25 protein-coding genes are annotated in these 22,583 nt (G+C 58.4%); 19 read left to right on the forward strand and 6 right to left on the reverse strand.

Features of this window, described 5'->3' with window-relative positions:
* The 4 genes from VL688_11555 to VL688_11570 all read left to right on the forward strand — a co-directional run.
* Positions 1-486: gamma-glutamyltransferase (locus VL688_11555; GenBank protein HTL48683.1), on the forward strand; the 486-nt coding region annotated here is incomplete at its 5' end.
* Positions 486-1,028 carry an NUDIX hydrolase gene (locus VL688_11560; protein HTL48684.1) on the forward strand — a complete coding sequence of 181 codons (543 nt, stop codon included), beginning with the start codon at positions 486-488 and terminating at the stop codon, positions 1,026-1,028. The genes VL688_11555 and VL688_11560, both read left to right, overlap by 1 nt.
* Positions 1,025-1,276, forward strand: a complete 252-nt coding sequence (locus VL688_11565; protein HTL48685.1) for a hypothetical protein — start codon at positions 1,025-1,027, stop codon at positions 1,274-1,276. Before VL688_11560 ends, VL688_11565 begins: the two co-directional genes overlap by 4 nt.
* Before the next feature lie 61 nt (positions 1,277-1,337).
* Positions 1,338-2,027 carry a Bax inhibitor-1/YccA family protein gene (locus VL688_11570; protein ID HTL48686.1) on the forward strand — a complete coding sequence of 230 codons (690 nt, stop codon included), beginning with the start codon at positions 1,338-1,340 and terminating at the stop codon, positions 2,025-2,027.
* Here the strand turns inward: VL688_11570 and VL688_11575 are convergent.
* Positions 2,002-2,631, reverse strand: coding sequence for a PEP-CTERM sorting domain-containing protein (locus VL688_11575; protein HTL48687.1), 630 nt, complete (start codon positions 2,629-2,631; stop codon positions 2,002-2,004). The genes VL688_11570 and VL688_11575 overlap by 26 nt on opposite strands.
* A gap of 202 nt (positions 2,632-2,833) precedes the next feature.
* Here VL688_11575 and VL688_11580 point away from each other — a divergent pair, with 202 nt between their 5' ends.
* The 7 genes from VL688_11580 to VL688_11610 all read left to right on the forward strand — a co-directional run bounded on the left by VL688_11580 (position 2,834) and on the right by VL688_11610 (position 11,215).
* The gene (locus VL688_11580) at positions 2,834-4,459 is read left to right on the forward strand and encodes a fumarate hydratase (GenBank protein ID HTL48688.1); all 1,626 of its coding nucleotides are present in this window, start codon (positions 2,834-2,836) and stop codon (positions 4,457-4,459) included.
* 61 nt (positions 4,460-4,520) lie between these two features.
* Complete coding sequence (locus tag VL688_11585) at positions 4,521-5,279, forward strand: ATP-binding cassette domain-containing protein (GenBank protein HTL48689.1); 759 nt, start codon at positions 4,521-4,523, stop codon at positions 5,277-5,279.
* The gene (locus tag VL688_11590; GenBank protein HTL48690.1) at positions 5,272-7,776 is read left to right on the forward strand and encodes a Gldg family protein; all 2,505 of its coding nucleotides are present in this window, start codon (positions 5,272-5,274) and stop codon (positions 7,774-7,776) included. Before VL688_11585 ends, VL688_11590 begins: the two co-directional genes overlap by 8 nt.
* Entirely contained in the window at positions 7,773-9,224 is a 1,452-nt protein-coding gene (locus VL688_11595) for a DUF4340 domain-containing protein (protein HTL48691.1), read from the forward strand. The genes VL688_11590 and VL688_11595 overlap by 4 nt, the downstream gene beginning before the upstream one ends.
* 62 nt (positions 9,225-9,286) lie before the next feature.
* Positions 9,287-10,081 (forward strand): thymidylate synthase, encoded by a 795-nt coding sequence (locus VL688_11600; GenBank protein ID HTL48692.1) that lies wholly within the window; start codon positions 9,287-9,289, stop codon positions 10,079-10,081.
* Complete coding sequence (locus VL688_11605) at positions 10,081-10,584, forward strand: dihydrofolate reductase (protein HTL48693.1); 504 nt, start codon at positions 10,081-10,083, stop codon at positions 10,582-10,584. The genes VL688_11600 and VL688_11605 overlap by 1 nt, the downstream gene beginning before the upstream one ends.
* Positions 10,568-11,215 carry an MBL fold metallo-hydrolase gene (locus VL688_11610; protein HTL48694.1) on the forward strand — a complete coding sequence of 216 codons (648 nt, stop codon included), beginning with the start codon at positions 10,568-10,570 and terminating at the stop codon, positions 11,213-11,215. The genes VL688_11605 and VL688_11610 overlap by 17 nt, the downstream gene beginning before the upstream one ends.
* A gap of 3 nt (positions 11,216-11,218) precedes the next feature.
* Here VL688_11610 and VL688_11615 read toward each other — a convergent pair whose 3' ends face one another.
* The 5 genes from VL688_11615 to VL688_11635 all read right to left on the reverse strand — a co-directional run bounded on the left by VL688_11615 (position 11,219) and on the right by VL688_11635 (position 16,397).
* The gene (locus VL688_11615) at positions 11,219-12,001 is read right to left on the reverse strand and encodes a PEP-CTERM sorting domain-containing protein (GenBank protein ID HTL48695.1); all 783 of its coding nucleotides are present in this window, start codon (positions 11,999-12,001) and stop codon (positions 11,219-11,221) included.
* A 145-nt stretch (positions 12,002-12,146) separates the two neighbouring features.
* Positions 12,147-13,076, reverse strand: a complete 930-nt coding sequence (locus VL688_11620) for a hypothetical protein (GenBank protein HTL48696.1) — start codon at positions 13,074-13,076, stop codon at positions 12,147-12,149.
* A gap of 163 nt (positions 13,077-13,239) precedes the next feature.
* A complete protein-coding gene (gene aceA / locus VL688_11625; protein HTL48697.1) occupies positions 13,240-14,550 on the reverse strand; it encodes an isocitrate lyase in 1,311 nt (436 codons plus the stop codon).
* Between the two features lie 28 nt (positions 14,551-14,578).
* Positions 14,579-16,198: a malate synthase A gene (gene aceB / locus VL688_11630; protein ID HTL48698.1), complete on the reverse strand. Its 1,620-nt coding sequence runs from the start codon at positions 16,196-16,198 to the stop codon at positions 14,579-14,581.
* A 37-nt stretch (positions 16,199-16,235) separates the two neighbouring features.
* The gene (locus tag VL688_11635) at positions 16,236-16,397 is read right to left on the reverse strand and encodes a hypothetical protein (GenBank protein HTL48699.1); all 162 of its coding nucleotides are present in this window, start codon (positions 16,395-16,397) and stop codon (positions 16,236-16,238) included.
* A 242-nt stretch (positions 16,398-16,639) separates the two neighbouring features.
* Here VL688_11635 and VL688_11640 point away from each other — a divergent pair, with 242 nt between their 5' ends.
* From VL688_11640 to VL688_11675, 8 genes are all read left to right on the forward strand, one after another.
* Positions 16,640-17,125, forward strand: a complete 486-nt coding sequence (locus VL688_11640; GenBank protein HTL48700.1) for a tetratricopeptide repeat protein — start codon at positions 16,640-16,642, stop codon at positions 17,123-17,125.
* A 72-nt stretch (positions 17,126-17,197) separates the two neighbouring features.
* Positions 17,198-17,554: an NADH-quinone oxidoreductase subunit A gene (gene ndhC, locus VL688_11645; GenBank protein ID HTL48701.1), complete on the forward strand. Its 357-nt coding sequence runs from the start codon at positions 17,198-17,200 to the stop codon at positions 17,552-17,554.
* Positions 17,545-18,018, forward strand: a complete 474-nt coding sequence (locus tag VL688_11650; GenBank protein HTL48702.1) for an NADH-quinone oxidoreductase subunit B — start codon at positions 17,545-17,547, stop codon at positions 18,016-18,018. Before ndhC ends, VL688_11650 begins: the two co-directional genes overlap by 10 nt.
* A gap of 17 nt (positions 18,019-18,035) precedes the next feature.
* Positions 18,036-18,518 carry an NADH-quinone oxidoreductase subunit C gene (locus tag VL688_11655; protein ID HTL48703.1) on the forward strand — a complete coding sequence of 161 codons (483 nt, stop codon included), beginning with the start codon at positions 18,036-18,038 and terminating at the stop codon, positions 18,516-18,518.
* 1 nt (position 18,519) lies between these two features.
* Positions 18,520-19,872 (forward strand): NADH-quinone oxidoreductase subunit D, encoded by a 1,353-nt coding sequence (locus VL688_11660; GenBank protein HTL48704.1) that lies wholly within the window; start codon positions 18,520-18,522, stop codon positions 19,870-19,872.
* A gap of 1 nt (position 19,873) precedes the next feature.
* Positions 19,874-20,410, forward strand: coding sequence for an NAD(P)H-dependent oxidoreductase subunit E (locus VL688_11665; protein HTL48705.1), 537 nt, complete (start codon positions 19,874-19,876; stop codon positions 20,408-20,410).
* A gap of 10 nt (positions 20,411-20,420) precedes the next feature.
* Positions 20,421-21,755 (forward strand): NADH-quinone oxidoreductase subunit NuoF, encoded by a 1,335-nt coding sequence (gene nuoF, locus VL688_11670; protein ID HTL48706.1) that lies wholly within the window; start codon positions 20,421-20,423, stop codon positions 21,753-21,755.
* Positions 21,736-22,583, forward strand: an 848-nt coding sequence (locus VL688_11675; protein HTL48707.1) for a 2Fe-2S iron-sulfur cluster-binding protein, incomplete at its 3' end; no start/stop codon positions are given. The genes nuoF and VL688_11675, both read left to right, overlap by 20 nt.

Here is a 22,583-nt window from a genome sequence, read left to right on the forward strand (position 1 = left end):
CTCATGGTGCCGGGGCGCGGATTTTTCCTGAACAACGAATTGACGGATTTCGATGCCCAGCCGCGCGACGCCGAAGGCCGGCTCGCGGCGAATGCGGCGGGCCCGGGCAAGCGGCCGCGCAGCAGCATGAGCCCCACGCTCGTTTTCAAAAAGGACGGCAGGCCCGTCATGATCGTGGGTTCGCCTGGCGGCTCGAAAATCATCGGCGCGGTCCTGAACGTGATCGTGAACGTCCTCGATTACGGCATGACGCTGGACGAGGCCCTGAAAAGCCCGCGCGTCATCAACCGCGACGGGCCGGTCGAGCTCGAGGCGCCCCTTTCCGGCAATGCGGCGCTGAAGAAAAAACTCGCGGCCCAGGGGCTCAAGACCGAATTGGCCAAGCCGCTCGGCAACGTGCAGGCCATCGTTTTCCAGGAAGGCCAACTCATCGGCGGAAGCGACCCGCGCGGCAACGGCGCGGCCGAAGGATATGGAGAATTCTGATGAACCCTGAGCGCAAGGTTTTATATGAAGGCCAGTACATCCGGTTCGTGGCCAAAGGCACATGGGAATACGCGGAGCGGATCAACTGCAGCGGCATCGTTTTTATCGCGGCCGTCACCGATGACGACAAGATCATCCTTTGCGAACAGTTCCGGGTTCCCGTCGACCGCCACGTGATCGAGATTCCGGCGGGCCTGGTCAACGACGGCGTCGCCAAGCATGAGGAAACGCTGGAGGAAGCGGCCAAGAGGGAGCTCCTGGAGGAGACCGGCTACGAGGCCCAGAAAATGGTCCGGATGATCGAAGGTCCGGCCGCGGCAGGCTCTTCCTCAGCCATGATCGTTTTTTTCCGCGCGCTGGGCCTGAAAAAAGTCGCTTCAGGCGGAGGCGATGAAACCGAAAATATAGTTGTACATGAAGTGCCTTTGAAAGGCATTGACACGTGGCTTCAGACCATGGAAGAAAAGGGCAAGGCGATCGATCCCAAGGTGTTTACCGTCCTTTACCTGGTCCGGAGCACCCTTTACGGCGGAGTAAAATGAAACCTGTTTTCTGGGCGGTGGTTGTTTCGCTGGCATGCCTGTCGCTCTCCTGCAAGACCATGGAGCAGGAGAGGAGCTGGCCTACGCTTTATGAAAAATACGATCTTTACGCGACCGAGCTCCAGCACGCCGTGGAACGCGGGGAGATGACGATTTCCGAAGCCGAAACGCTTCGCCAGGAAGCTTATCGGGGTTATCTCAAGGACTTGGAAAAACAGCAGATCCTGGCCGAACACCGCAATTATTAGCTTTTGTCCGCAATCGGAGTTAAGATAAAGTGTCTTTCGAGACACTTCTGAGGAGGTTACTATGGAACCGTTGAATTTTCCTTCAAATGCCCAGTCGGGCGCGCCGTCGCTGATCCAGACGTACATGCAGCGTGTGTACCAGTGGATGGCGGCGGGGCTTGCCTTGACCGGGTTCGTGGCTTACTGGACTTCGGGAAACCTGGGCTTGGTGAAAGCTTTGTACGGCGGGCTGTTCTTTCCCGTCCTGCTCGTCGAGCTCGGGCTGGTGTTCTGGCTTTCATCCCAAGCCCAGAAAATTTCCGCGAAGGCCGCCGTGATTGGGTTCTCCATTTATTCGGCCCTGAACGGCATGACCCTTTCGTACATTTTTCTGGTTTATGCGCAGTCTTCCATCGCCACGGTTTTCCTGATGACCGCCGCGACGTTTGCCGGCGTCAGCCTCTACGGCTGGACCCTGAAAAGGGACCTCGGCTCGATGGGAAGTTTTTTCGCGATGGCGCTGATCGGGATCATCGTGACGAGCCTGATCAATATATTCTTGAAGTCCCCGGCCCTGGAATGGGTCATCAGCTATGCAGGTGTCGCGCTCTTCATCGCGTTGACCGCTTATGACACGCAGAAGCTGAAAGCTATTCACCAGAACTATCCGGACGCGCCTGAGCAGATGGCGGTCCTGGGAGCGCTCACGCTGTACCTGGACTTCATCAACATGTTTCTCTTCCTGCTCAGGATTTTCGGCCGCCGCAAATAATCCTGAGCCCGGCCATCGCCAGGCCGAGCATGAAAAGCATTGCGGATCCCGGTTCCGGAGCGTCTGCCCGGACCGGGGTCGAAGGCTCCGATCCCCCCGTTGGCTCTTGCTCCGTTTTCTTTTTTTCTTCCGCCGTGAATTCCAAATCTGAACGCAGCAGGTCCACTTTTTCAGAATTAAAGGAAGTCCTTTCCGACAGGAATACGTCGAACGACCACGGCGAGCCGTTTTCGATTTCCGCGAGCACACTGACCGGAAGCGCCCACGAATTCTTCAGGGGCTTGGTCTGGCTGTCCCCCAAAGTGCCCAGCAGGGTGCTCTGGCCGCTGAAGGCCTGCCAGATTTCCGCGGTGGGCCCGAGGTTCTGATTGCCGGAGTGCGTCAGGGACAGCGTGGCTGAAGTCAGGGAATAAAGGCTCGCGTCAAAGCCCGTAAGCACGTGGGCGTAATGAAAGTCGAGATTATTCCCGGACGTGGTGTCGACTGCGGAGGTCGAGGCCGGAAACACAATTGTATTCGTGAAGGTCGCGGCGTGAACCGGCGCGGCCGTAAAAACGGCAAGCCCCAGGCAAAGCCCGAAGCCGTAAACAATCTTGTGAAACATAAAATCTCCTTGGGGGCAGGAGGCCCATGAATTTCTTTCGCTAGGAAAGAGGCGTCATAGTAACGACGGCTCCCGGAGGATGCCACGGGTTTATGAGGTTTTCCGGTTCTCCGGTCCTGACCGCGGGCCGTCCCGGATTGGCTGTTCAAGACAAGGCTTGGTCTTGTGATACAATGCGCCTAATTTCATGAAGGAGTCGGGAATGCCGGTTTTCGAATACCAGGAGCTTTACCCGCTTGCCAGGGAGACCACGCCTTACAAGCTGCTCACGCGCGAGCACGTGTCGACCGAAATGCTGGGCGGGCGGAAAATCCTGAAAGTAGCACCGGAAGCGCTCACGCTTCTGGCCAAGCAGGCTTTCTTCGACGTTTCCTTTTATCTCCGGCCCGGCCACCTGAAAAAAGTCGCCGCCATCCTCGAAGATCCCGAAGCCTCCGAGAACGACAGGTTCGTCGCGCTTACGCTTTTGAAAAACGCGGCCATTGCGGCCCAGGGCCAGCTTCCGAGCTGCCAGGACACGGGGACCGCCATCGTCGCCGCGAAAAAGGGCGAGGGCGTGTGGACCGGCGGTGAGGACGAAAAATACCTTTGCCGCGGCATCTTCGAGACCTTCGCGGAAAAAAACCTGCGTTATTCCCAGATGGCGCCGCTTTCCATGTTTGACGAAAAAAATACGGGTACGAATTTGCCCGCGCAGGTCGAGATTTACAGCACGTCGGGAAGCGAGTACCGTTTTCTTTTTCTCGCCAAAGGCGGCGGCTCCGCGAACAAGACCTTCCTTTACCAGGAAACCAAAGCGCTTCTCAACGAAAAGTCGCTCCTGGAATTTTTGAAGACCAAACTTTTTTCCCTCGGCACTGCGGCCTGCCCGCCGTACCACATCGCGGTGGTGATCGGCGGCACGAGCGCCGAAGCCACGCTGAAAGCCGTGAAGCTTGCGTCCGCGGGCTATTACGACGAACTTCCCGCCTCCGGCAATGACAAAGGCCAGGCCTTCCGCGACCGGGAATGGGAGGAAAAGGTTTTCCACCTCGCGCAGGAAAGCGGCATCGGCGCGCAATTCGGCGGCAAATATCTCGCGCATGACGTGCGCGTCGTCCGCCTTCCGCGGCACGCGGCGTCCTGCCCCGTGGGCCTGGGCGTCAGCTGCAGCGCGGACCGGAACATCAAAGCCAAGATCACCGAAGAGGGCATCTTTCTCGAGCAGCTGGAAACGCATCCGGAAAAGTACGTGCCGGACGAAAAGGCGTTGAAACTGAGCGCTCCGATTGCGGTAAATCTCGACCGGCCCATGGAAGAAGTGTTGAAAGAGCTTGGCCGCTATCCCGTGAAGACGCGGCTTGTGCTTTCCGGCACGCTGATCGTGGCGCGCGACGTGGCGCATGCGCGCATCCAGAAAATGATCGACGAGGGAAAACCCATGCCCGACTATTTCAAGAAACATCCGATTTATTATGCCGGCCCGGCCAAGACACCCGAAGGCATGGTGACGGGCAGCTTCGGGCCCACGACGGCCGGGCGCATGGACGGCTACGTGGAGAAATTCATGGCGCTCGGCGGCTCGCGCATCATGCTGGCCAAGGGCAATCGCTCGCCGAAAGTGGCCCAGGCCTGCAAGCGCTACGGCGGCTTTTACCTCGGCTCCATCGGCGGGCCGGCCGCGATTCTGGCCAAGGAAAACATCCTGTCGGTCGAAATCGTGGATTTCGAAGAGCTCGGCATGGAAGCCGTGCGCAAGATCAAGGTGAAGGATTTTCCCGCCTTCGTGGTCTGCGACGATAAGGGCAACGACTTTTTCGCGGGCATGGCCATGGGCGTGGAAAAATAACCGGATTTGACAGCGCCTGGCGCGAGGCATAAAATTCTCGGCATTGGTTTCTGAGGGGCTCATGATCGAAGTTGAAAAACTCAGCATGCGGTACGGCCACTTCACGGCCCTGAACGAAATTTCTTTTCAGGTCCGCGAAAAGGAAATCCTTGGCCTTCTCGGGCCCAACGGCGCGGGTAAGACGACGGCCATGCGCATCATGACCACTTACCTGCATCCGTCGTCGGGCACGGTTCGCGTGAACGGCGCGGACATCCTGAAACATCCTCTCGAAGCGCGGCGCAGCATGGGCTATCTTCCGGAAACCGCGCCTCTCTACCTCGACATGAGGACCGACGAATACCTCGACTTTGTCGGCCGCGCGCGCGGCCTTCAGGGCAGCCGCCTTAAAGAACGCCTCGACTGGCTGCAGCAGGCCTGCGAAATCAAATCCGTGTGGAAGCACAACCTGTCGGAACTTTCCAAAGGCTTCCGCCAGCGCGTGGGCCTGGCGCAAGCGCTCATCCATGATCCCAAAGTCCTGATCCTGGACGAGCCCACGTCCGGCCTGGACCCGCTTCAGATTATGGGCATCCGCGACCTGGTGCGCGACCTCGCCAAGGAAAAGACCATTATTTTTTCCACGCACATCCTGTCGGAAGTCGAAGCCATGGCCGACCGCATCGTGATCCTGAACGAAGGCCGCATCGTGGCTCAGGGTTCGCGCGAGGAGCTGGCGCAGAAAGTCCGCGAGCAGGGCGAAGCAAGGCCCGCGCTCACGCTCGAAGACATCTTCATCGCGCTCCTTCGCCCGAAAAAGACGGGGGCCGTGCATGTCTAACCTGACCACGGTCTTCCGCCGCGAAATCAACGCCTATTGGAATTCCTCCATCGCCGCGATTTTCATCATCGTGTTCGTCCTGATCAATGCCGGGCTTTTCATGACTCAGTTCTTTCTCGTGGGCCGCGCGGAGATGCGCTCGTTTTTCATGATGCTGCCGTTTCTGTTGTCCGTTTTCCTTCCCGCCGTCACCATGCGCCTCTGGGCCGAAGAAAAGCGCGGCAACACGCTGGAACTTTTGCTGACGTTTCCGATGAGCACGCACGCGCTCGTCCTCGGAAAATTCCTGGCGAGCTTTGTGTTTTACCTCGCGGCGCTCGCGGCCACGCTTCCTGTGGCAGTCATGCTGCGCGCGCTCGGGACGCCGGACATGGGCGCGATCCTGGGAGGATACCTGGGCTCGGCTTTTCTGGGGGCTTTTTACCTGGCCATCGGCATTTTTGTTTCCGGCCTCGTCGCGGACCAGATCGTGGCGTTTATCCTGGCCATGCTGGCCTGTTTCGCGCTGCATCTTTTGGGCATGGAATTTTTGTCCGCCTCGATCGACGGATGGTGGCCGGGGCTCGGCACGTTCCTCCAGGAATACGTGGGCTCGGCTTCCCGCTTCGAGGCGTTCGGCAAGGGCGTGATCGACGGCCGGGACCTGATCTATTTCGCGCTGGGCACGGGGTTGTTCCTGTCGCTGAACGGCTTTTGGCTGGAAGGCCGCATGCGCCCGCGCGCGAAAGCGATTTTCGCTTCGGCCGCGGCGATCGGCTGCGGCATTTTTCTCATGACCAACTGGTTTCTCGGGGACGTGCATCTCGGCCGTTTCGACCTGACGCGCGGCAGGCTCTACACCGTGTCGGACGCGACCGTGAAAATTTTCCACGACCTCAAGGCGCCGGTCCTGGCGAAACTGTACATCTCTCCGTCGGAGAAAATGCCCGCGGGCATGAAGACCCTCGAACAGGACGTGGTGGGAAAGCTCGAAGAATTCCGCGTGGCTTCGGGCGGACGCTTTCAATATAAGGTGTTCCACATGGAAGCCGCCAACATCACCGATCCCGAAGCCGCGGCGCAGCAGGGGCAGGAATCGGCCGAAGCCAAGGCCCAGAACAAAGGCATTGTCCCGTTCCAGGTCCAGTCCGTGGAAGCGGACGAAATGGGCGTGCGGCTGGTTTATTCCACGCTCACGCTGGCGTATAAAGAAAAACCCGAAGAAGTCATCCCGCAGATCATGCCTGACAGTATTTATAATCTCGAATATCTCGTGGCCTCGAAAATTTTCCGCATGACGCTCGCGGAAAAACCCAAGATCGCCATGGTTGCGCCTTTCCAGGAACAGGCCATGGACCCGAACATGGCTGCGCTGCTCATGCAGCTGGGCGGCGGCAAAATCCCGGACCGCTACCGCCAGGACGAATACCAGATCGTGAACGCCATGCTCGAAGAAGAAGGCTACGAAGTCGCGCGGGTCCGGCTGGACGAGCAGGAGCCCCTTCCCGAAGGCGTGAAGACGTTGATCGTGCTGGAACCGACAGAGCTCACCGACCGCCAGCGTTTCGAGATCAACCGCTTTCTCGTGGGCGGCGGTTCGGTTTTCCTGGGCGTGCAGCAATACGAATTCGATTATGATCCCACGGGCGGCCGGCTGAAAATCGTGGGCCGCGCCAAGAAGCCGGAGATCAACCCGCTGCTGGAAGCCTGGGGCGTGGAGCTCGATGCCAACGTGCTCGCCGACGAGCAGAACGAAGTCATTTCCATCGCAGGCGGCGCGCAGCTCGGGCCGTTTGCGATCTCGGTTCCCGTGAAAGCGCCCATCCATATCCTGGTCGCGTCCGGGCAGATGAACAAAGACCTTTCGATCACCTCGCAGCTTCCGCCGCTTTTTTATCTGTGGGGCAGCGCGCTGAAACTCGACGCGGCCAAGCTGAAATCCGAGGGCCTGGAAACGAAAATGCTTTTCGAGTCCAGCGCGCATTCCTGGACCGTCCCGTTTTCCGAAGCGGGTTACGTGCCGCGCGATCTTACGCAGGATAAGGCCATCGAGCAGGGGCCTTTTCCTCTGGCCGTGTGGGTGAAGGGGCAATTCGCGGACGCTTACGCGGGCAAGCCGGTCCCGGCCTGGCCCGCGCCGCAGCCTGAGCCCGGAGCGCCCGCGCCCGAACCCCAGCCGCAGCCGACTCTGGCGCCGGTCACACCCGCGCCCGGAAATCTCATTGTGACGGGCGACGCGACCATGTTCCAGAAGCATTTGATCCAGGTTGGCGGGCACCTTAATTTCATCATGAATGCCGTCGACGTCCTGACGCTGGGCGAAGGCCTGGTTTCGATCCGTTCGAAGCAGGCCATGGACCCGACGCTCGGCAGGATCTCTACGGCTCAAAAACTTTTCTGGCGGCTTTTCGTCACGTTTTTCTCGCCGCTGGTCATTGCCGGGCTCTGGGCCATGCGCGTGCTTTGGAGAAGGCGCGCGAAACAGGCCTACGTCAAATCTCTCGCCGCTATCTCATGAAGTCCTCGCACGTTCTTGTCCTCGGGCTCATCCTTTTCTTTCTCGGCGTGGGCATCGCGATCAAGCAGCTGCGCCGGCCGGCGTACCTGGCGGCTTCGGCCACCACTTCTCTCAAAGCGGATTTCGATGCCGCCAAGGTTTCCAAGATCGTGATCGGCAAAGGCGAGAAAGCGTCTTCGATCGAGCTGGTTAAAGAAAAGGGATGGAAAATTTCCGGTGCCTGGAAAAGCGCCGCGGATAACCACAAAGTGGACGCCCTTCTCGGACGGCTGAAGTCCCTGGAAGGCGAGCTGCGCTCCACGGACAAGGCGCTTCTGGCCGATTACGGAATCGCAGACGAAGAAGCCTTTCACGTTCATCTTTTGGACGGCGATAAATCCCTGACGCATTTCCTGATCGGAGCGAAGTCCTCCGGGGCCGGCTCGGTTTTCGTGCGCCTGAAAGATTCGGCTGAGGTTTTTGCGGTGGACGAGCCGCTTCTGGAATCGCTCGGCGTCGAGAGTGGTCCTGAAGCGGGCGAGCCTCCGGCGGAATACTGGCATGACCTGAGATTCTTCCGCTCGGACACGTCGCTCGTGCGTGAAATCCAGGTCCTGAAGATGGGACCGGGCGAGCCTGTGACGCAGGCCGGCCTTGTCAAACAGCCTGCCGCCGCCGCGAAGCCCGAGGCCTGGGCCTTTTCCAAGATCGGCCATGCGTTCGCGCTGGACGAAAAAAAGGTCCAGGAATACCTGCAGTTTCTTTCCGGCGCCATGGGCATCCGCGCCGTGGATCCCAAAGCGGATTACGGGTTCCAGGCGCCGCTTTGGAAAATCACCGTGACCCTGGAGGGGACGGACGCGGCCGTGATCGAGATCGCCGCGAAACCGGGCCAGGCCGAGCAGTATTTCATCCGGAACTCGCTGTATCCCGAAGAAGTTTTTGAAATTCCGTTTTACACGGTGGAGCGCATTGCCGTGAAAGACGCCTTCTTTTATCTGGATAATCCTTTCGGAATCCGCAGCTCGGAGGTCAAGGAAGTCCTGCTCCGCCGCGGCGGCAAGGAAGTCTTCCTGAGCAAGACGGAAGATAAAAAGGCCCTCTTCCAAAAGGAGCTCAGGCTCCTGGAAGACCTGGACGAAAAGGTCGCGCCGGTAGAAAAGGAAAATGTCACGCCCGCTCTTTTTCCGGAAGCGCCAGACTCCATCGAGGTGAGGCCTACTTATGGAAAAGCCTGGGTACTCGAATTCGGCGGCCCGGCCGCGGGCCGGGAAGGCTCCCGCGCGCTGCGCGTCAAGCGCACGGAAACGGTTTTTTCGGTGCCGGACACGTTTGTTTCCGAACTCTTCTCCGCGGTAGAAAAAGCCGCGGAAGAGGCGGCTCCTTCGCCTGCGGCTTCTCCCGCCGCTGCCGCTGCGTCGCCCGCCGCTCCGGAACCCCAGCCCTCGGCGTCCGTGCCTTCCGCGTAATTTCCCTACTGGCAGGGCCTTTTAAAGAAGGGTATAATGCGGCATCTTCACCCAGGAAACCTATGAAAGCCTATCTTGATTTGCTCCGTCACATCTTGGACCAGGGCACCCCGAAGAAAGACCGCACCGGGACCGGCACGATCAGCACCTTCGGTTATCAGATGAGGTTTGACCTCTCCGAAGGTTTTCCGCTTCTGACTACGAAAAAAATCCACACCAAGTCCGTCATCCACGAGCTGCTCTGGTTCCTGAAAGGGGACACGAACGTCAAATACCTGCAGGACAACGGCGTCAGCATCTGGAACGAATGGGCGGACGAGCAAGGCAATCTCGGGCCGGTTTACGGCAAACAGTGGCGCGCCTGGGGAACCGCGGACGGCCGCACGATCGACCAGATGAAGCAGGCCGTCGAGACGATCAAGAACAATCCCGACAGCCGGCGCATCATCGTCTGCGCGTGGAACGTGGGCGAGATCGAGAGGATGGCCCTTCCGCCCTGCCATTGCTTCGTGCAGTTTTACGCGGCGGACGGAAAGCTTTCCTGCCAGCTTTACCAGCGCAGCGCGGACGCCTTTCTCGGCGTGCCGTTCAACATCGCGTCCTACGCGCTGCTCACGTTCATGATGGCGCAGGTGACAGGCCTGAAGCCCGGCGACTTCGTTCACACGTTCGGCGACCTCCACATTTATTCCAATCACATGGAGCAGGTGAACCTTCAGCTCTCGCGTGAACCGCGGCCCTTGCCCACGCTGAAACTCAATCCGGCCGTGAAAGACCTGTTCGGCTTCAAGTTCGAAGACATCGCGATCGAAAACTACGATCCTCATCCGGCCATCAAGGCGCCGGTCGCGGTTTGATGGACTCTAAGAGCCCCAAGAAAATTTATCACGTCGTGGCCATGGCGGAAAACCGGGTCATCGGCAAGAACAACAAGCTTCCCTGGCATTTTTCCGCGGACCTTAAACATTTCAAGCAGCTTACGCTGAACCAGACCGTCGTCATGGGGCGCAAGACTTACGAGAGCATCGGACGCCCGCTTCCCAGCCGCGCGAACTTCGTGCTGAGCCGCGCTCATCACGCGGACCCGGGCGTCTCTTATTTCGGCTCGCTGCAGGACGCCTTTGCGAACGTCGCCACGGAAAAAGCGTACATCATCGGCGGGTCCACGATTTACCAGCAGACGCTGGACGACGTGGACGGGGTTTACCTCACGCTGATCCACCAGGCCTTCGAAGGCGACGCCTACTACCCGGAATTGCCGCGGCATTTCGAAGAAAGATCGCGCATGAAACTTCAGGAAGGGCCGCTCATCGAAATCCTTTATCTGGAAAATACCCGCAAACATGCCGCTTCCCGCTAAGAACCTCTACCTCAAGCAGCTGCTCGTTGGGCCCATGGATAACTTCATTTATCTCATCGGGGACAAAAAGAAAGGCGAATGCGTGATGGTGGATCCGGCCTGGGACGTGCCCGCCGTCCTCAAGATCGCGGACTCGGACGAGATGAAAGTGACGGGCGCGCTTCTCACCCACACGCACTACGACCACTGCAACGGCGCGGAAACTTTCCTGGAGAAAACGGGCGGAAGGCTTTACGTGAATAAAAACGAGGCGCCTTTCATGAAGGGCATGCGCAGCGACGTGGTCAAAGTTGATTCCGGGCATCAGCTCAAGGTGGGGGACTTCACGATTACGTTCATCCACACGCCCGGCCACACGCCGGGTTCTCAGTGCTTCATGATCGAAGACCATCTCGTGTCGGGCGACACGCTGTTCATCAACGCCTGCGGCCGCTGCGACCTTCCGGGAGGCAATGCCGAACAAATGTATTCCAGCCTTCAGACGCTGGGCAGGCTGCCCGAGCACGTGATCCTTCTTCCCGGCCATCACTACGACCGTGATCCCACCTCCACGATCGGCAAGGAAAAAAGAGAAAACCCGTATTATCAGGCGAATTCGCTGCAGGAGTTTCTGGAAGACAGGATGGGGTAGAGTTTAGAAAGCGGGAATCCCGCGCTTGCGGGAGAAAGAAAACGCGGCCGCGGCCGTGAGCCCGAGGGCCAGAAGCGCGAACGTGTTCGGTTCCGGCGAATTGGGAACCTGTTCGACCGTGAGATTGACGCAGTCATTGCCGCAGCTCATGGTCCAATGCGCCGTGAAGTCGGGGATGTAATCCGCCGCCGACCAATTGGAGCCAAAGAGCGAAATCGGAATGCCGAATTCGAAAACGTAATGGCCGTTGGCCAGGTACGTGGTGTTGTTGTAAAAGAAAGCCGAATTTCCCACCAGAGTTCCCGTCGCCATCGCATACGGCCCGCAGGAAGTAAAGAGCGGATTGATCCAGGTAGGATTGCTGTAGACCTTGCCGCGGTCCGCGCCGCGCGTTTCCACGCCAAAATCGTAAATTCCGTCGCTGCCGAAATCGATCGCAAAATCGCCCGCGTCGTACTGCTGGCCCTGATAATACCGTCCGTCCAGAGGAAATCCCGAAACCACCGCAAAGTAAGCGAAGGTATTATCGCGTGTGAAGTAAATGGCCTCGGCATCGAAATCCTGGCCGCCGTAGCCCGGGGAAAGATAGTAAATTCCAGGGTTCTGGTCTTCCTCAAAATAAGAAACGCCGGCATTCGGGGTCCAGTCGGAAGAGCCGTAAGGGCCGGGTGTGACGCCCCAGTCATTCAACTGGCCGTCCACCGTGATGGCGAAGGCATGGGAAGCGTTGAAACCAAGAACGAGGGCGAACATGGCGCCCAGGACGATATTCCTTGTGCTGTTCATACGGGGGAGATTAGCCGCGGCCCCGGGCCTTGTCAAACAAGGAACGCAAAATATTTTTCATTCTGAAAACGACGCTAGGTCATGGAGAAGATTGATCGAAGGGGATCTGTCATGAAAATGACTTTTTTTCGCGCGAAAACGGCTTTCAGGAGATTTCCAGCCAGATGAACCGGCTCTCCACGGCGAGGCGCGCGGCTTTGTCGAGATCGGGGTACAAGGTGAGAAGAAGCGCGTGCGCTTCCTGCAGCAGCTGGTTCGAGGCCTGCAGCGCGCGGTCCTGCGCCAGGCTTTTCACGTCCGCGTGCTCGTCTTTGGCTTTTTCGCGCGTCAGCGTTTCGTAGAACTCCATTTGCTTTGCGAGCGCGGCCATGATTTTTTCGTGCAGCGGCGCGAGCTTTTCCGGGACTTCCATTTGTTCGAGGCGCGCCGCGACCGCGCCCTGCTGGTTGCGGTAGAAATCATAAAGCGCCCAGTAGCGGTCCGGCTCTTTTTGGGTTTTGAGGACCGCGTCGATGTTGATGCGGTTGGAGAGCGCCTCGCTCAAGAGGTCGACGAGCTGCTGGAAATAAAACATCTCTTCGGCGCGGCCGAGCGCCGCGGACTGCATGGGCATGGGAAAATAATCGCGGTCCACCCGCAGGGGCCAGTGATCTTCGTTTACCTGCTGGTATTCGATCGTCTGCGCGCGATGGCGGAGAAAATCTCCGAGCGGGTTGCTCGCACGGACCATGAGATTCATGAGGAGCAGGACGGAGGCGCAGATGAGTGAGAGTTTCAGGTGGTACTGCCGGCGCGCGAGCATCGCGATCTGCTCCTGGATGAAGCCGCGCGTCTTGGTGCAGACTTCCGCGCTCATCCAGAGCCCGTGCTGATTGGGGCAGGCCTTCACGAAAAATTCCAGGTAAGGAAAGGCCTTGGAAACCAGTTTCTGGCGGCAGACCGGGCAGCCGGCGGGCATGGGGTCCGTCGCCGGCGCTTCCTTCAAGACGTCCTGGAGCAGGCGGGAAAGCAGCATGCCTTTTCTGTTGCGGATCACCTGTTGTATGGTCTTGATTTCGTGGTTTTGAAGCCACATAAGCAGACCCCGGCCTCCTTAAAAGTAGTTCTCTTTTAAAGGTAGCACGAGGGGCGGGGAAGCAAAATGGAATGAAAATAATGCTTAATAAAGCTAGAAGTTGAGCGTGTCCGGGAATGCGGGCGGCGGGCCGTGAGGCCGTCCCTGCGCAACCCGCGCAGGCTCAGCGGCGCTTGCGGGCGGGCTTTTTGAACTGGTCCGCTTCCGTGGATCCGTGCATGGCTGTCGTGGACGAAGTGCCCTGGCTTGCGATTTCCGTGACCGCGTCGAAGTAGCCCGTGCCCACGAATTCCTGGTGGCGCACGGCTTCATAGCCCTGGTCTTCCGCGGCGAATTCCGCCTGCTGCAGCCGCGAATAGGCGCTCATGCCGTGATCGCGGTAATCGTGCGCGAGCATGAACATGCTGTAGTTGAGCGCGTGGAATCCCGAGAGGGTCACGAACTGGAATTTGTAGCCCATTTTTCCCAGCTCTTTCTGGAAACGGGCAATGGCCTTCGTGTCGAGATTCGATTTCCAGTTGAACGACGGCGAGCAGTTGTAGGCCAGCAGCTTGCCGGGAAATTTTTTGTGGATGGCCTCAGAAAATTGTTTCGCCTGCGCCATGTTGGGTTTCGACGTCTCGAACCACAAAAGGTCCGCGTACGGCGCGTAAGCCAGCGCGCGCGCGATGGCCTGCTCGATGCCGGCGCGCACCTGGTAAAAACCTTCGTGCGTGCGCGTGCCGTGGATGAACGGCTGGTCGTAAGGATCGACGTCGCTTGTCAGAAGCGTGGCGCTGTCCGCATCGGTGCGCGCGATCAGGATCGTGTCCGCGCCGCTCACGTCGGCCGCGAGGCGCGCGGCCACGAGTTTCGTGATGAATTCCTGCGTGGGCACCAGCACCTTGCCGCCGAGATGCCCGCATTTTTTGACCGAGGCGAGCTGGTCTTCGAAGTGCACACCGGCCGCGCCTTCCTCGATCATCATCTTCATGATCTCGAAGGCGTGCAGCGGTCCGCCGAATCCGGCTTCCGCATCCGCGACAAGCGGCGCCATCCAGTGGATCTTGTGGTCGTTTTTCAGGTGGTGGATCTGGTCCGCGCGCATGAGCGAATGGTTGATGCGTTTGATGAGGTACGGCACGCTGTCCGAAGGGTAGAGGCTCTGGTCCGGATACATGCGCAGCGAATTGTTCATGTCCGCAGCCACCTGCCAGCCGCTCACGTAAATAGCCTTCAGGCCCGCGCGCACCTGCTGCACGGCCTGGTTCCCGGTCACCGCACTCAGGACATGCACATAGCTTTCATCATTAAGGAGCTTCCACAGACGCGCCGCGCCGGCTTTGGCGAGGGAATATTCGCGGTGGATCGTACCTTTCAAACGGTCCACGTCTTCGGCCGTGTAAGGGCGCTTGACGCCTTTCCAGCGGGATGAGGTCTTCCACGCGCGGTTGACTTCCCGCGCCGACGGATAATGCTTGCTCGAAGAGGCCATAAATTCTCCTTGGGGTTCGGAGTACGGTCTAGTCCAGGTAATCGTAAGCCACGAGCGTCAAAAACTCGGGGCATTCCTTGCTTGTCGCCATGTCCTCGAAAAGCTGCGCGGCAAGTGCGTATTTTCCTTTTTCGAATTTTTCGTCGCCGAGACTCTTGCGAATGCCCGCGACTTCCTCCAGAAGAAGAGTTCGGACCAGGTCGGGCGTGACGAACTTACCGTCGGCCATGCAGGCGTTATGGTGGATCCACTGCCAGACCTGCGTGCGTGAGATCTCCGCGGTGGCCGCGTCTTCCATGAGATTGTACAGCGGCACGCAGCCGGTACCGCGCAGCCAGGCCTCCAGGTAGAGAATGCCGACGTTGATGTTTTTGCGCAGGCCGTTTTCCGTGATCTCGCCCTCGGGAAGAGAAAGCAGGTCCTTTGCGTTGATCACGACGTCCTCGCGCTTCACGCCAAGCTGGTTCGGGCCTTTCATGTGCTGCTCAAAGGCCGTGCGCGCCACGCTGATGAGCCCGGGATGCGCGACCCAGGTGCCGTCGTGCCCGGCGCGCACCTCGCGCAATTTGTCGAGCCTGACTTTTTCCAGCGCGGCCTGGTTCGCAGACGGATCGGATTTGATCGGAATCTGCGCGGCCATGCCGCCCATGGCGTGCACGCCGCGGCGGTGGCAGGTCTTGATCAACAGTTCGACGTAGGCCTTGAGGAAAGCGCGGTCCATCGTGATCTGGATGCGGTCCGGAAGCACGAACCCGCTCTGCGCGCGGAATTTTTTGATGAAGCTGAAGATATAATCCCAGCGGCCGCAGTTCAAGCCCGCGGAATGCTCGCGCAATTCGTAGAGGATCTCGTCCATCTCGAACGCGGCGAGAATGGTTTCGATGAGCACCGTGGCGCGAATCGTGCCGCGGGGGATGCTCAGCTTGTCCTGCGCGAAGACGAAGACGTCGTTCCACAGCCGCGCTTCCAGGTGGCTTTCCATTTTGGGAAGATAAAAATAAGGGCCGGTGCCGCGTTCGATCAAATGATGAACATTGTGGAAAAAATAAAGCCCGAAATCAAAAAGCGAAGCGGAGATGGGCGCGCCGTCGACGGTCATGTGCTTTTCCGACAGGTGCCAGCCGCGCGGCCGGACCATGAGCGTCGCGGTGACGGGCGAGAGCTCGTAATGTTTACCTTCGGGGCTTGTAAACGCGAGCGAGCGGTTCACCGCGCTTTTCAGGTGGATCTGCCCTTCGATGTTGTTGGACCAGGTCGGCGTGTTGGAATCTTCGAAATCCGCCATGAAGACATTCGCGCCGGAATTCAACGCGTTCACGATCATCTTGCGGTCGGCGGGGCCCGTGATTTCCACGGTGCGCTGCTCGAGGTCTTTGGGAATGCCTGGGCCTTTCCAGTCGCCTTCGCGGACCTTGCGGGTTTCGGGAAGAAAGTCGGGCATTTTACCCGCGTCGAGTTCCTGCTGGCGCAGGCGGCGCCGCTTCAAAAGGTCCTGGCGCACGGGCTCGAATTTGCGGGCGAGTTCGGCAAGAAAGCGCAGGGCGTCGGCGGAGAGGATTTCGAGATATTCGGGAGACAGCGGGGCTTTGATTTCGATGCCTTCGTTCTTGAGTCCCTGCAAGCTGTCGAGCTTTGGGTCAGACGGCATTGATCCCTACCCGCTTTTTATAATGGAAGGATCCCGGTTACTTCGGTACTTTGGGGAGCGACAAAGCCTGCCCGTGCTGGATGAACACGTACGCCAAGATTGCGGTGACGGCCACGATCGCGATCACCAGAAGAATAATAGCGGCCGGGCTCATGCCGGGTTCCCCTTGGATAAAATCCTTGTTCCTGTCTTTGTCCATCGATGCCTCCATGATTCGGACGGCGTTAGCAAACGTCATCAATAACTAAAAAAATCGACAAAGCTATGATGATCTTAACAGCCCTTCGGAAGGGTGTAAAGGCGCTTTCCAGTATCTCAAGCTGGGAACAGGAGTTATGGACGTAGAAATTTTCCTGCTTTTTGCTATACTACTTTTCCCCAAGTTGAAAAAAACATGGCCCGTTTCTTCTTCGAGCGGGTCTTTCCCAAAAGGTTGGATTCATGCCGGACGGATTTTACAGCGAGGAAGCGCACCGCTTTTTCCAGGAAGCCTACGAGAAACAGACGCAGGGCAAGCTGGACGAGGCGATCTCCCTTTACCAGAAGTCGCTGGAAGTCCTGCCAACGGCCGAGGCGTATACGTTTCTCGGATGGGCTTACAGTTATCAGGGCCGGTACGATGAAGCCATCGAGGAATGCCAGAAGGCCATTGACCTGGATCCGGATTATGGAAATCCGTACAACGACATCGGCGCTTATTTAATAGAAAAGGGACGGCCGGACGACGCGGTCGAGTGGCTGGAAAAGGCCATCCAGGCCAAGCGTTATGATTCCTACTGCTATCCCTATTACAACTTGGGAAGAATCTGGGAGAAAAAAGGGGACTGGACAAGGGCGTTAGAATGTTACCAGAACGCCTTGAAGAGCAACGCGCAGTACACCCTCGCGGAAAAAGCCTGCAAGCGCCTGCAGGGACTTTTCAATTAATTGGCCCTGGAATAATCGGCGTGTTTGTTATATGATTACTCTTTTCCATTCAAGAAGTTACGGAGAGTCGTAATGCTCAGTGACTACGCGGGAATCCTGGCGATGTTTCTCATGGCCATCGGGGTCTCCGGTCTTTTTATTTATTTATCGCAGACGCTCGGCCCCCGGAAACCGAACGCCGCCAAGAATATGCCTTACGAGTGCGGCAAGCCCCCGTTTGAGCTGCCTACGGGCCGGCATGCGGTGAAGTTTTACCTGGTCAGCATCCTGTTTGTGATTTTCGATATCGAACTTATTTTTCTGTTCCCGTGGGCGGTAAATCTCCACGAGCTCGGCTTCGGCGTTTTCGGGGCCGTTCTCTTTTTTCTCGCCGTCTTCGAGCTGGGATTTGTTTATGCGTGGAAAAAGGGAGCTTTGAAATGGACGTAAGCCAGAACGCGCGCGGCGGCTATTTGACCTCGCGCCTCAACGACATGATCGGATGGGCGCGGAAATATTCCATTTTCCAGTACCCGTTCGTCACGGCCTGCTGCGGCATGGAATACATGGCGACCGCGTGCTCGCATTATGACGTGGACCGCTTCGGCGCGGGTCTGCCGCGCTTTTCGCCGCGTCAGTCGGACGTGCTCTTCGTCGTCGGCACGATTTCGCACAAAATGGCGCCCGTTCTCAAACACATCTACGACCAGATGGCCGACCCGAAATGGGTTGTGGCCTTCGGCGTGTGCACCTGCACGGGCGGCTTTTACGACAATTACGCGACCGTGATGGGCATCGATACGATTATCCCCGTCGACGTCTACATTCCCGGATGCCCTCCGCGTCCGGAAAACGTGCTCGACGGACTCATGAAATTGCAGGACAAAATACAGGCTCAGAAACAAGAAGTTTGAACATCCCCGGACAACGCATGCCGCAGCTTCACGAAAAATTGAAAGAGAAATTCCCCGGCGCCGTCGTCGAGACGCACGAGTTCCGCGGGGACGAAACCGCGGTGGTCAAGCGCGAGTCGTTCCTCGAAGTCGTCCGTTTTCTTAAGGAAGACCCGCAGGCGGACATGAACATGCTGGTGGACCTCACGGCCGTCGACCGCAAGGACTTGAAAGAAAAACCGCGCTTCGAAATTGTCTATCATTTCCTGTCGCTGCGGTTGAACCACCGCCTGCGCGTGAAAGTGCGCGTGGACGAGAAAGACGCGCACATGCCCACGCTGACCGGCCTCTGGCCCATCGCCGACTGGCTCGAGCGCGAAGTCTGGGACATGATGGGCATTCGCTTCGACGGCCATCCGAATTTGAAAAGGATCCTCATGTACGAGGAATTCGTGGGGCATCCGCTCCGCAAAGACTATCCCTGCAACAAGAGACAGCCCCTGATCGGGCCCGTGAATTAATATGGAAGTCAAAGAGCAGGAAATTCCCAAAAAACTGCGCAAGGAATCGATGCTGCTGAACGTCGGTCCTCAGCATCCGGCCATGCACGGCATCGTCCGCATCATCACGGAGCTGGACGGCGAGATCGTCGTCAATTCCGACGTCGAGATCGGCTACCTCCACCGCTGCTTCGAAAAAATGTCGGAGCAGGGCGGTTATCTCCAGGTCATCCCGTACACGGACCGCCTCAACTACGTGTCGCCGCTCATCAACAACCAGGGCTACTGCATGGCGGTGGAAAAGCTTTTCGGCCTGAAGATCACCGAACGCGCGGAATACATCCGCGTGATCATGAGCGAGCTTTCGCGCGTCTCAGACCATCTCACGTGCGTGGGCGCATCTTCTATGGAATTGGGCGCCTTCACGGCCTTCCTTTACATGATCAAAGCGCGGGAATTCATCTACCAGCTCATCGAGGAAGTGACCGGCGCGCGCCTCACGATTTCCTACGTGCGCATCGGCGGCGTGAAAGGCGACCTTCCCGCGGATTTCGCGGACAAATGCCGCAACGTGATCAAGGAAACGCGCAAAGTCCTCAAAGAAGTCGACGCGCTTCTCACGAAAAACCGCATCTTCGTGGACCGCATGAAAGACATCGGCGTGATCTCGAAGGAAGACGCGATGGCCTACGGCATCACCGGGCCTTTTCTGCGCTCGACGGGCGTCGACTATGACGTGCGCCGCGCGCAGCCGTACTCGGTTTACGACCGCTTCACGTTCGAGATTCCCGTGGGCACGCATGGGGACAATTACGACCGCTACCTCTGCCGCATGGAAGAAATGGAGCAGAGCCTGAGGATCGTGGAGCAGGCGCTCGACCAGATTCCCGGCGGGCCCGTCCTTCTCAACATGCAGGGCGAGGAAGTCCCCGCGGAGTACATGATCGACGAGGCAAAGATGGGGCGCATCAGCGGCGTCTGCGGCAAGAACGCGGACTTCGACCCCACGCTGAGCGGCGCGAACAAGGAGATTTATTCCAAGCTGGAAGCCGACAACAAGCGCGCCTTGATTCCGGCGAAAGAAGACACGTACAGCAACATCGAAGGCCTCATGAATCATTTCAAGTACGTGATGATGGGCCACGGCATCCGGCCGCCCAAAGGCGAAGTTTATTCCATCGTGGAAGGCGGCAACGGCGAGCTGGGATTTTACATCGTGTCGGACGGCACGGACCGGCCCTACCGCGTGCGCGTGCGGCCGCCGTGCTTCATGATCGTGGCCGCGCTTCCGAAACTCATCAACGGCTATACCATGGCCGACATCGTTCCCACTTTCGGCACCGTCAACATGATCGGCGGGGAACTGGATCACTGAGATGGACAAAAACAACTTCGACAAGATATTCACTCCCGAAATTAAAACCAAGGCGGACGCTCTCGTCGCCAAATACGAGACCAAACGCGCGGCCATCCTCATGATCCTGCGGCTCGTGCAGGACCATTACGGCTACATCTCGCACGAAGCCGAAGCCGCGGTGGCCCATTATCTCGGCCTTCCGCCTATCGACGTTCACGAAGTCGTGACCTTTTACACGCTTTTTTATTCGGAGCCCCGCGCCAAGACCCAGATTCACGTGTGCCGCACGCTGGCGTGCTCCTTGCTCGGCGCGGACAAGATCACGCGCTACCTCGAGGAAAAGCTCGGCGTGAAGCCGGGCGAGATCACGGCCGACGGCCAGTTCTCTTTCGACCAGGTGGAATGCCTCGGCGCCTGCGAAATCGCGCCCATGCTCCAGGTGAACGAAGGCCAGTACATCGGCTGCGTGACGACCAAGAAAATCGACGTGCTGCTCGACGATGTCAAAAACGGCAAATTGGAAACGCTGAAGAAACAGAAAATAACGGTTGGATGAAATAAGGATAATGGAAAAGCTCATCTCCAAATATTTCGTCGAGGGCAAGACGTTCTGGCTCGACGAATACGAAAAAGACGGCGGCTACAATGCCGCGCGCAGCGCGTTCGATAAAATGACGCGCGAGTCGCTCATCGAAGAAGTGAAGAAGTCCAACCTGCGCGGCCTCGGCGGCGCGGGTTTTCCCTGCGGCATGAAGTGGAGCTTTGTCCCGCAGAATACGGGCAAGCCCGTTTACCTCGCGGTCAACGCCGACGAAGGCGAGCCCGGAACGTTCAAAGACAAATACATCCTGCAGCACGCGCCGCATCTTCTGCTCGAAGGCATCATCCTCGCGTCTTTCGCCAACAACGTGCACAAGGCCTACGTTTACATCCGCGGCGAGTACGCGGCGGCGGCCGAAATCATGAACAAGGCGATCGACGAAGCCAAAGCAAAAGGCTATCTCGGCAAAAAGATTTTCGGCAAGGACTTCGATCTCGAAGTCGTGATCCACCGCGGCGCCGGCGCTTATATCTGCGGCGAAGAAACCGGCCTTTTGGAATCGCTCGAAGGCAAGCGCGCTTACCCGCGCCTGAAGCCGCCGTTCCCGGCCGTCGTCGGCCTTTTCGGCTGCCCGACCGTCATCAACAACGTGGAAACGCTTTCTTACCTTCCTTTCATCGTCAACCGCGGCGCCGAATGGTTCGCGGGCCTGGGCTCTCCGAAAAACGGCGGCATGCGCCTTTTGTGCGTGAGCGGCCACGTGAAAAAGCCGGGTGTTTACGAATTGCCGCTCGGCATCAAATTGCGTGACGTGATTTACAACCACGCGGGCGGCATCCGCGAAGACCGCCAGCTGAAAGCGGTCGTGCCCGGAGGCCTTTCCGCCGCGGTATTGACGGCCGATCAGATCGACGTGGGCATGGACTTTGACCAGCTGAAAGCGCTCGGCACCATGGCCGGTTCCGGCGGCGTCATGGTGCTGGATGAAACCACCAACATGGTCGAAGCGCTCATGGTCACGATGCGTTTCTATGCGCATGAATCCTGCGGCCAATGCTCGCCGTGCCGCGAAGGCACGGGCTGGGTGCACCGCATTCTCTCGCGCGTGGTCGGCGGCAACGGGCGTGCTAAAGACATCGACAATCTCCTCGACATCTGTTCGTTCATGGGCGGCACCACGATTTGCGCGCTCGCCGACGGCGCGGCCATGCCGCTGCGCAGCTACCCGCAAAAATTCCGCGCGGAGTTCGAGGAGTATATTGCCAAACGCAAGTCCAATCCCGACATGCTTTCGGAACTGCATGGCGGCGCGAAAAAACGCGGAGGGGAAAGGGAGATTCATGCCCAAGCTCACCATTGACGGAAAAGAAATCGAAGTCCCGGCGGGAACGCGGTTGATCGAAGCGGCCAAGAAGTGCGGCATCGACGTTCCGTTCTACTGCTATCATCCGGGCCTTTCCGTTTCCGGCAACTGCCGCATGTGCCTGGTCGAAGTCGAAAAGACGCCGAAGCTCCAGATCGCCTGCCATATCCAGGCGGCGGATGGCATGGTCGTGAAGACCCAGACCGAACAGGTCCTGAAGACCCGCCAGCATGTTCTCGAATTCCTTCTGCTGAATCATCCCGTCGATTGCCCGGTCTGCGACCAGGCGGGCGAATGCTGGCTGCAGGACTATTATATGAAGCATGGCCTGTACAACAGCCGGCTGGGCGAAGACAAAGTCAAAAAGCCCAAGGCCGTGCCGCTCGGGCCCACGGTCATGCTGGACGCGGAGCGCTGTATCCTTTGCTCGCGCTGCATCCGCTTTTGTGACGAAGTCTCCAAGACTTCCGAGCTCGGCTTTATCCAGCGCGGGGACCATACGGAAATCGCCGTGGCGCCAGGCAAGGAACTCGACAACAAATATTCCGGCAACACCGTGGACATTTGTCCCGTGGGCGCGCTGACCGATCGCGATTTTCGTTTTAAGATCCGCGTCTGGTACCTGAAGGAAGAAGATTCCATCTGCAACGGCTGCTCGCGCGGCTGCAACATCCAGGTGCATTACAACCTCGACCGCCCGCAGCACGGCAAAGGCGAAAGGGTCAAGCGCCTCAAGCCCCGGTTCAACGAGCGCGTGAACAAGTGGTGGATGTGCGACGAAGGCCGCTACGGCTACAAGTATCATGACCGCAACCGCATTACCGC

The sequence above is a fragment of the Verrucomicrobiia bacterium genome, from assembly GCA_035495615.1.
In the GTDB taxonomy this organism is placed as follows: Bacteria; Omnitrophota; Omnitrophia; order Omnitrophales; family Aquincolibacteriaceae; genus DATJFP01.

Excerpts from the sequence above, each read along its gene's own strand:
- VL688_11605 (HTL48693.1), top strand. The coding sequence starts at position 10,081 with ATGGACTCTAAGAGCCCCAAGAAAATTTATCACGTCGTGGCCATGGCG.
- VL688_11660 (HTL48704.1), top strand. The coding sequence starts at position 18,520 with ATGGAAGTCAAAGAGCAGGAAATTCCCAAAAAACTGCGCAAGGAATCG.
- VL688_11580 (HTL48688.1), top strand. The coding sequence starts at position 2,834 with ATGCCGGTTTTCGAATACCAGGAGCTTTACCCGCTTGCCAGGGAGACC.
- VL688_11585 (HTL48689.1), top strand. The coding sequence starts at position 4,521 with ATGATCGAAGTTGAAAAACTCAGCATGCGGTACGGCCACTTCACGGCC.
- VL688_11610 (HTL48694.1), top strand. The coding sequence starts at position 10,568 with ATGCCGCTTCCCGCTAAGAACCTCTACCTCAAGCAGCTGCTCGTTGGG.
- ndhC (HTL48701.1), top strand. The coding sequence starts at position 17,198 with ATGCTCAGTGACTACGCGGGAATCCTGGCGATGTTTCTCATGGCCATC.
- VL688_11600 (HTL48692.1), top strand. The coding sequence starts at position 9,287 with ATGAAAGCCTATCTTGATTTGCTCCGTCACATCTTGGACCAGGGCACC.
- VL688_11635 (HTL48699.1), bottom strand. The coding sequence starts at position 16,397 with ATGGACAAAGACAGGAACAAGGATTTTATCCAAGGGGAACCCGGCATG.
- VL688_11640 (HTL48700.1), top strand. The coding sequence starts at position 16,640 with ATGCCGGACGGATTTTACAGCGAGGAAGCGCACCGCTTTTTCCAGGAA.
- VL688_11565 (HTL48685.1), top strand. The coding sequence starts at position 1,025 with ATGAAACCTGTTTTCTGGGCGGTGGTTGTTTCGCTGGCATGCCTGTCG.
- VL688_11650 (HTL48702.1), top strand. The coding sequence starts at position 17,545 with ATGGACGTAAGCCAGAACGCGCGCGGCGGCTATTTGACCTCGCGCCTC.
- VL688_11595 (HTL48691.1), top strand. The coding sequence starts at position 7,773 with ATGAAGTCCTCGCACGTTCTTGTCCTCGGGCTCATCCTTTTCTTTCTC.
- VL688_11615 (HTL48695.1), bottom strand. The coding sequence starts at position 12,001 with ATGAACAGCACAAGGAATATCGTCCTGGGCGCCATGTTCGCCCTCGTT.
- aceB (HTL48698.1), bottom strand. The coding sequence starts at position 16,198 with ATGCCGTCTGACCCAAAGCTCGACAGCTTGCAGGGACTCAAGAACGAA.
- VL688_11590 (HTL48690.1), top strand. The coding sequence starts at position 5,272 with ATGTCTAACCTGACCACGGTCTTCCGCCGCGAAATCAACGCCTATTGG.
- VL688_11665 (HTL48705.1), top strand. The coding sequence starts at position 19,874 with ATGGACAAAAACAACTTCGACAAGATATTCACTCCCGAAATTAAAACC.
- VL688_11570 (HTL48686.1), top strand. The coding sequence starts at position 1,338 with ATGGAACCGTTGAATTTTCCTTCAAATGCCCAGTCGGGCGCGCCGTCG.
- VL688_11560 (HTL48684.1), top strand. The coding sequence starts at position 486 with ATGAACCCTGAGCGCAAGGTTTTATATGAAGGCCAGTACATCCGGTTC.
- nuoF (HTL48706.1), top strand. The coding sequence starts at position 20,421 with ATGGAAAAGCTCATCTCCAAATATTTCGTCGAGGGCAAGACGTTCTGG.
- VL688_11655 (HTL48703.1), top strand. The coding sequence starts at position 18,036 with ATGCCGCAGCTTCACGAAAAATTGAAAGAGAAATTCCCCGGCGCCGTC.
- VL688_11620 (HTL48696.1), bottom strand. The coding sequence starts at position 13,076 with ATGTGGCTTCAAAACCACGAAATCAAGACCATACAACAGGTGATCCGC.
- aceA (HTL48697.1), bottom strand. The coding sequence starts at position 14,550 with ATGGCCTCTTCGAGCAAGCATTATCCGTCGGCGCGGGAAGTCAACCGC.
- VL688_11575 (HTL48687.1), bottom strand. The coding sequence starts at position 2,631 with ATGTTTCACAAGATTGTTTACGGCTTCGGGCTTTGCCTGGGGCTTGCC.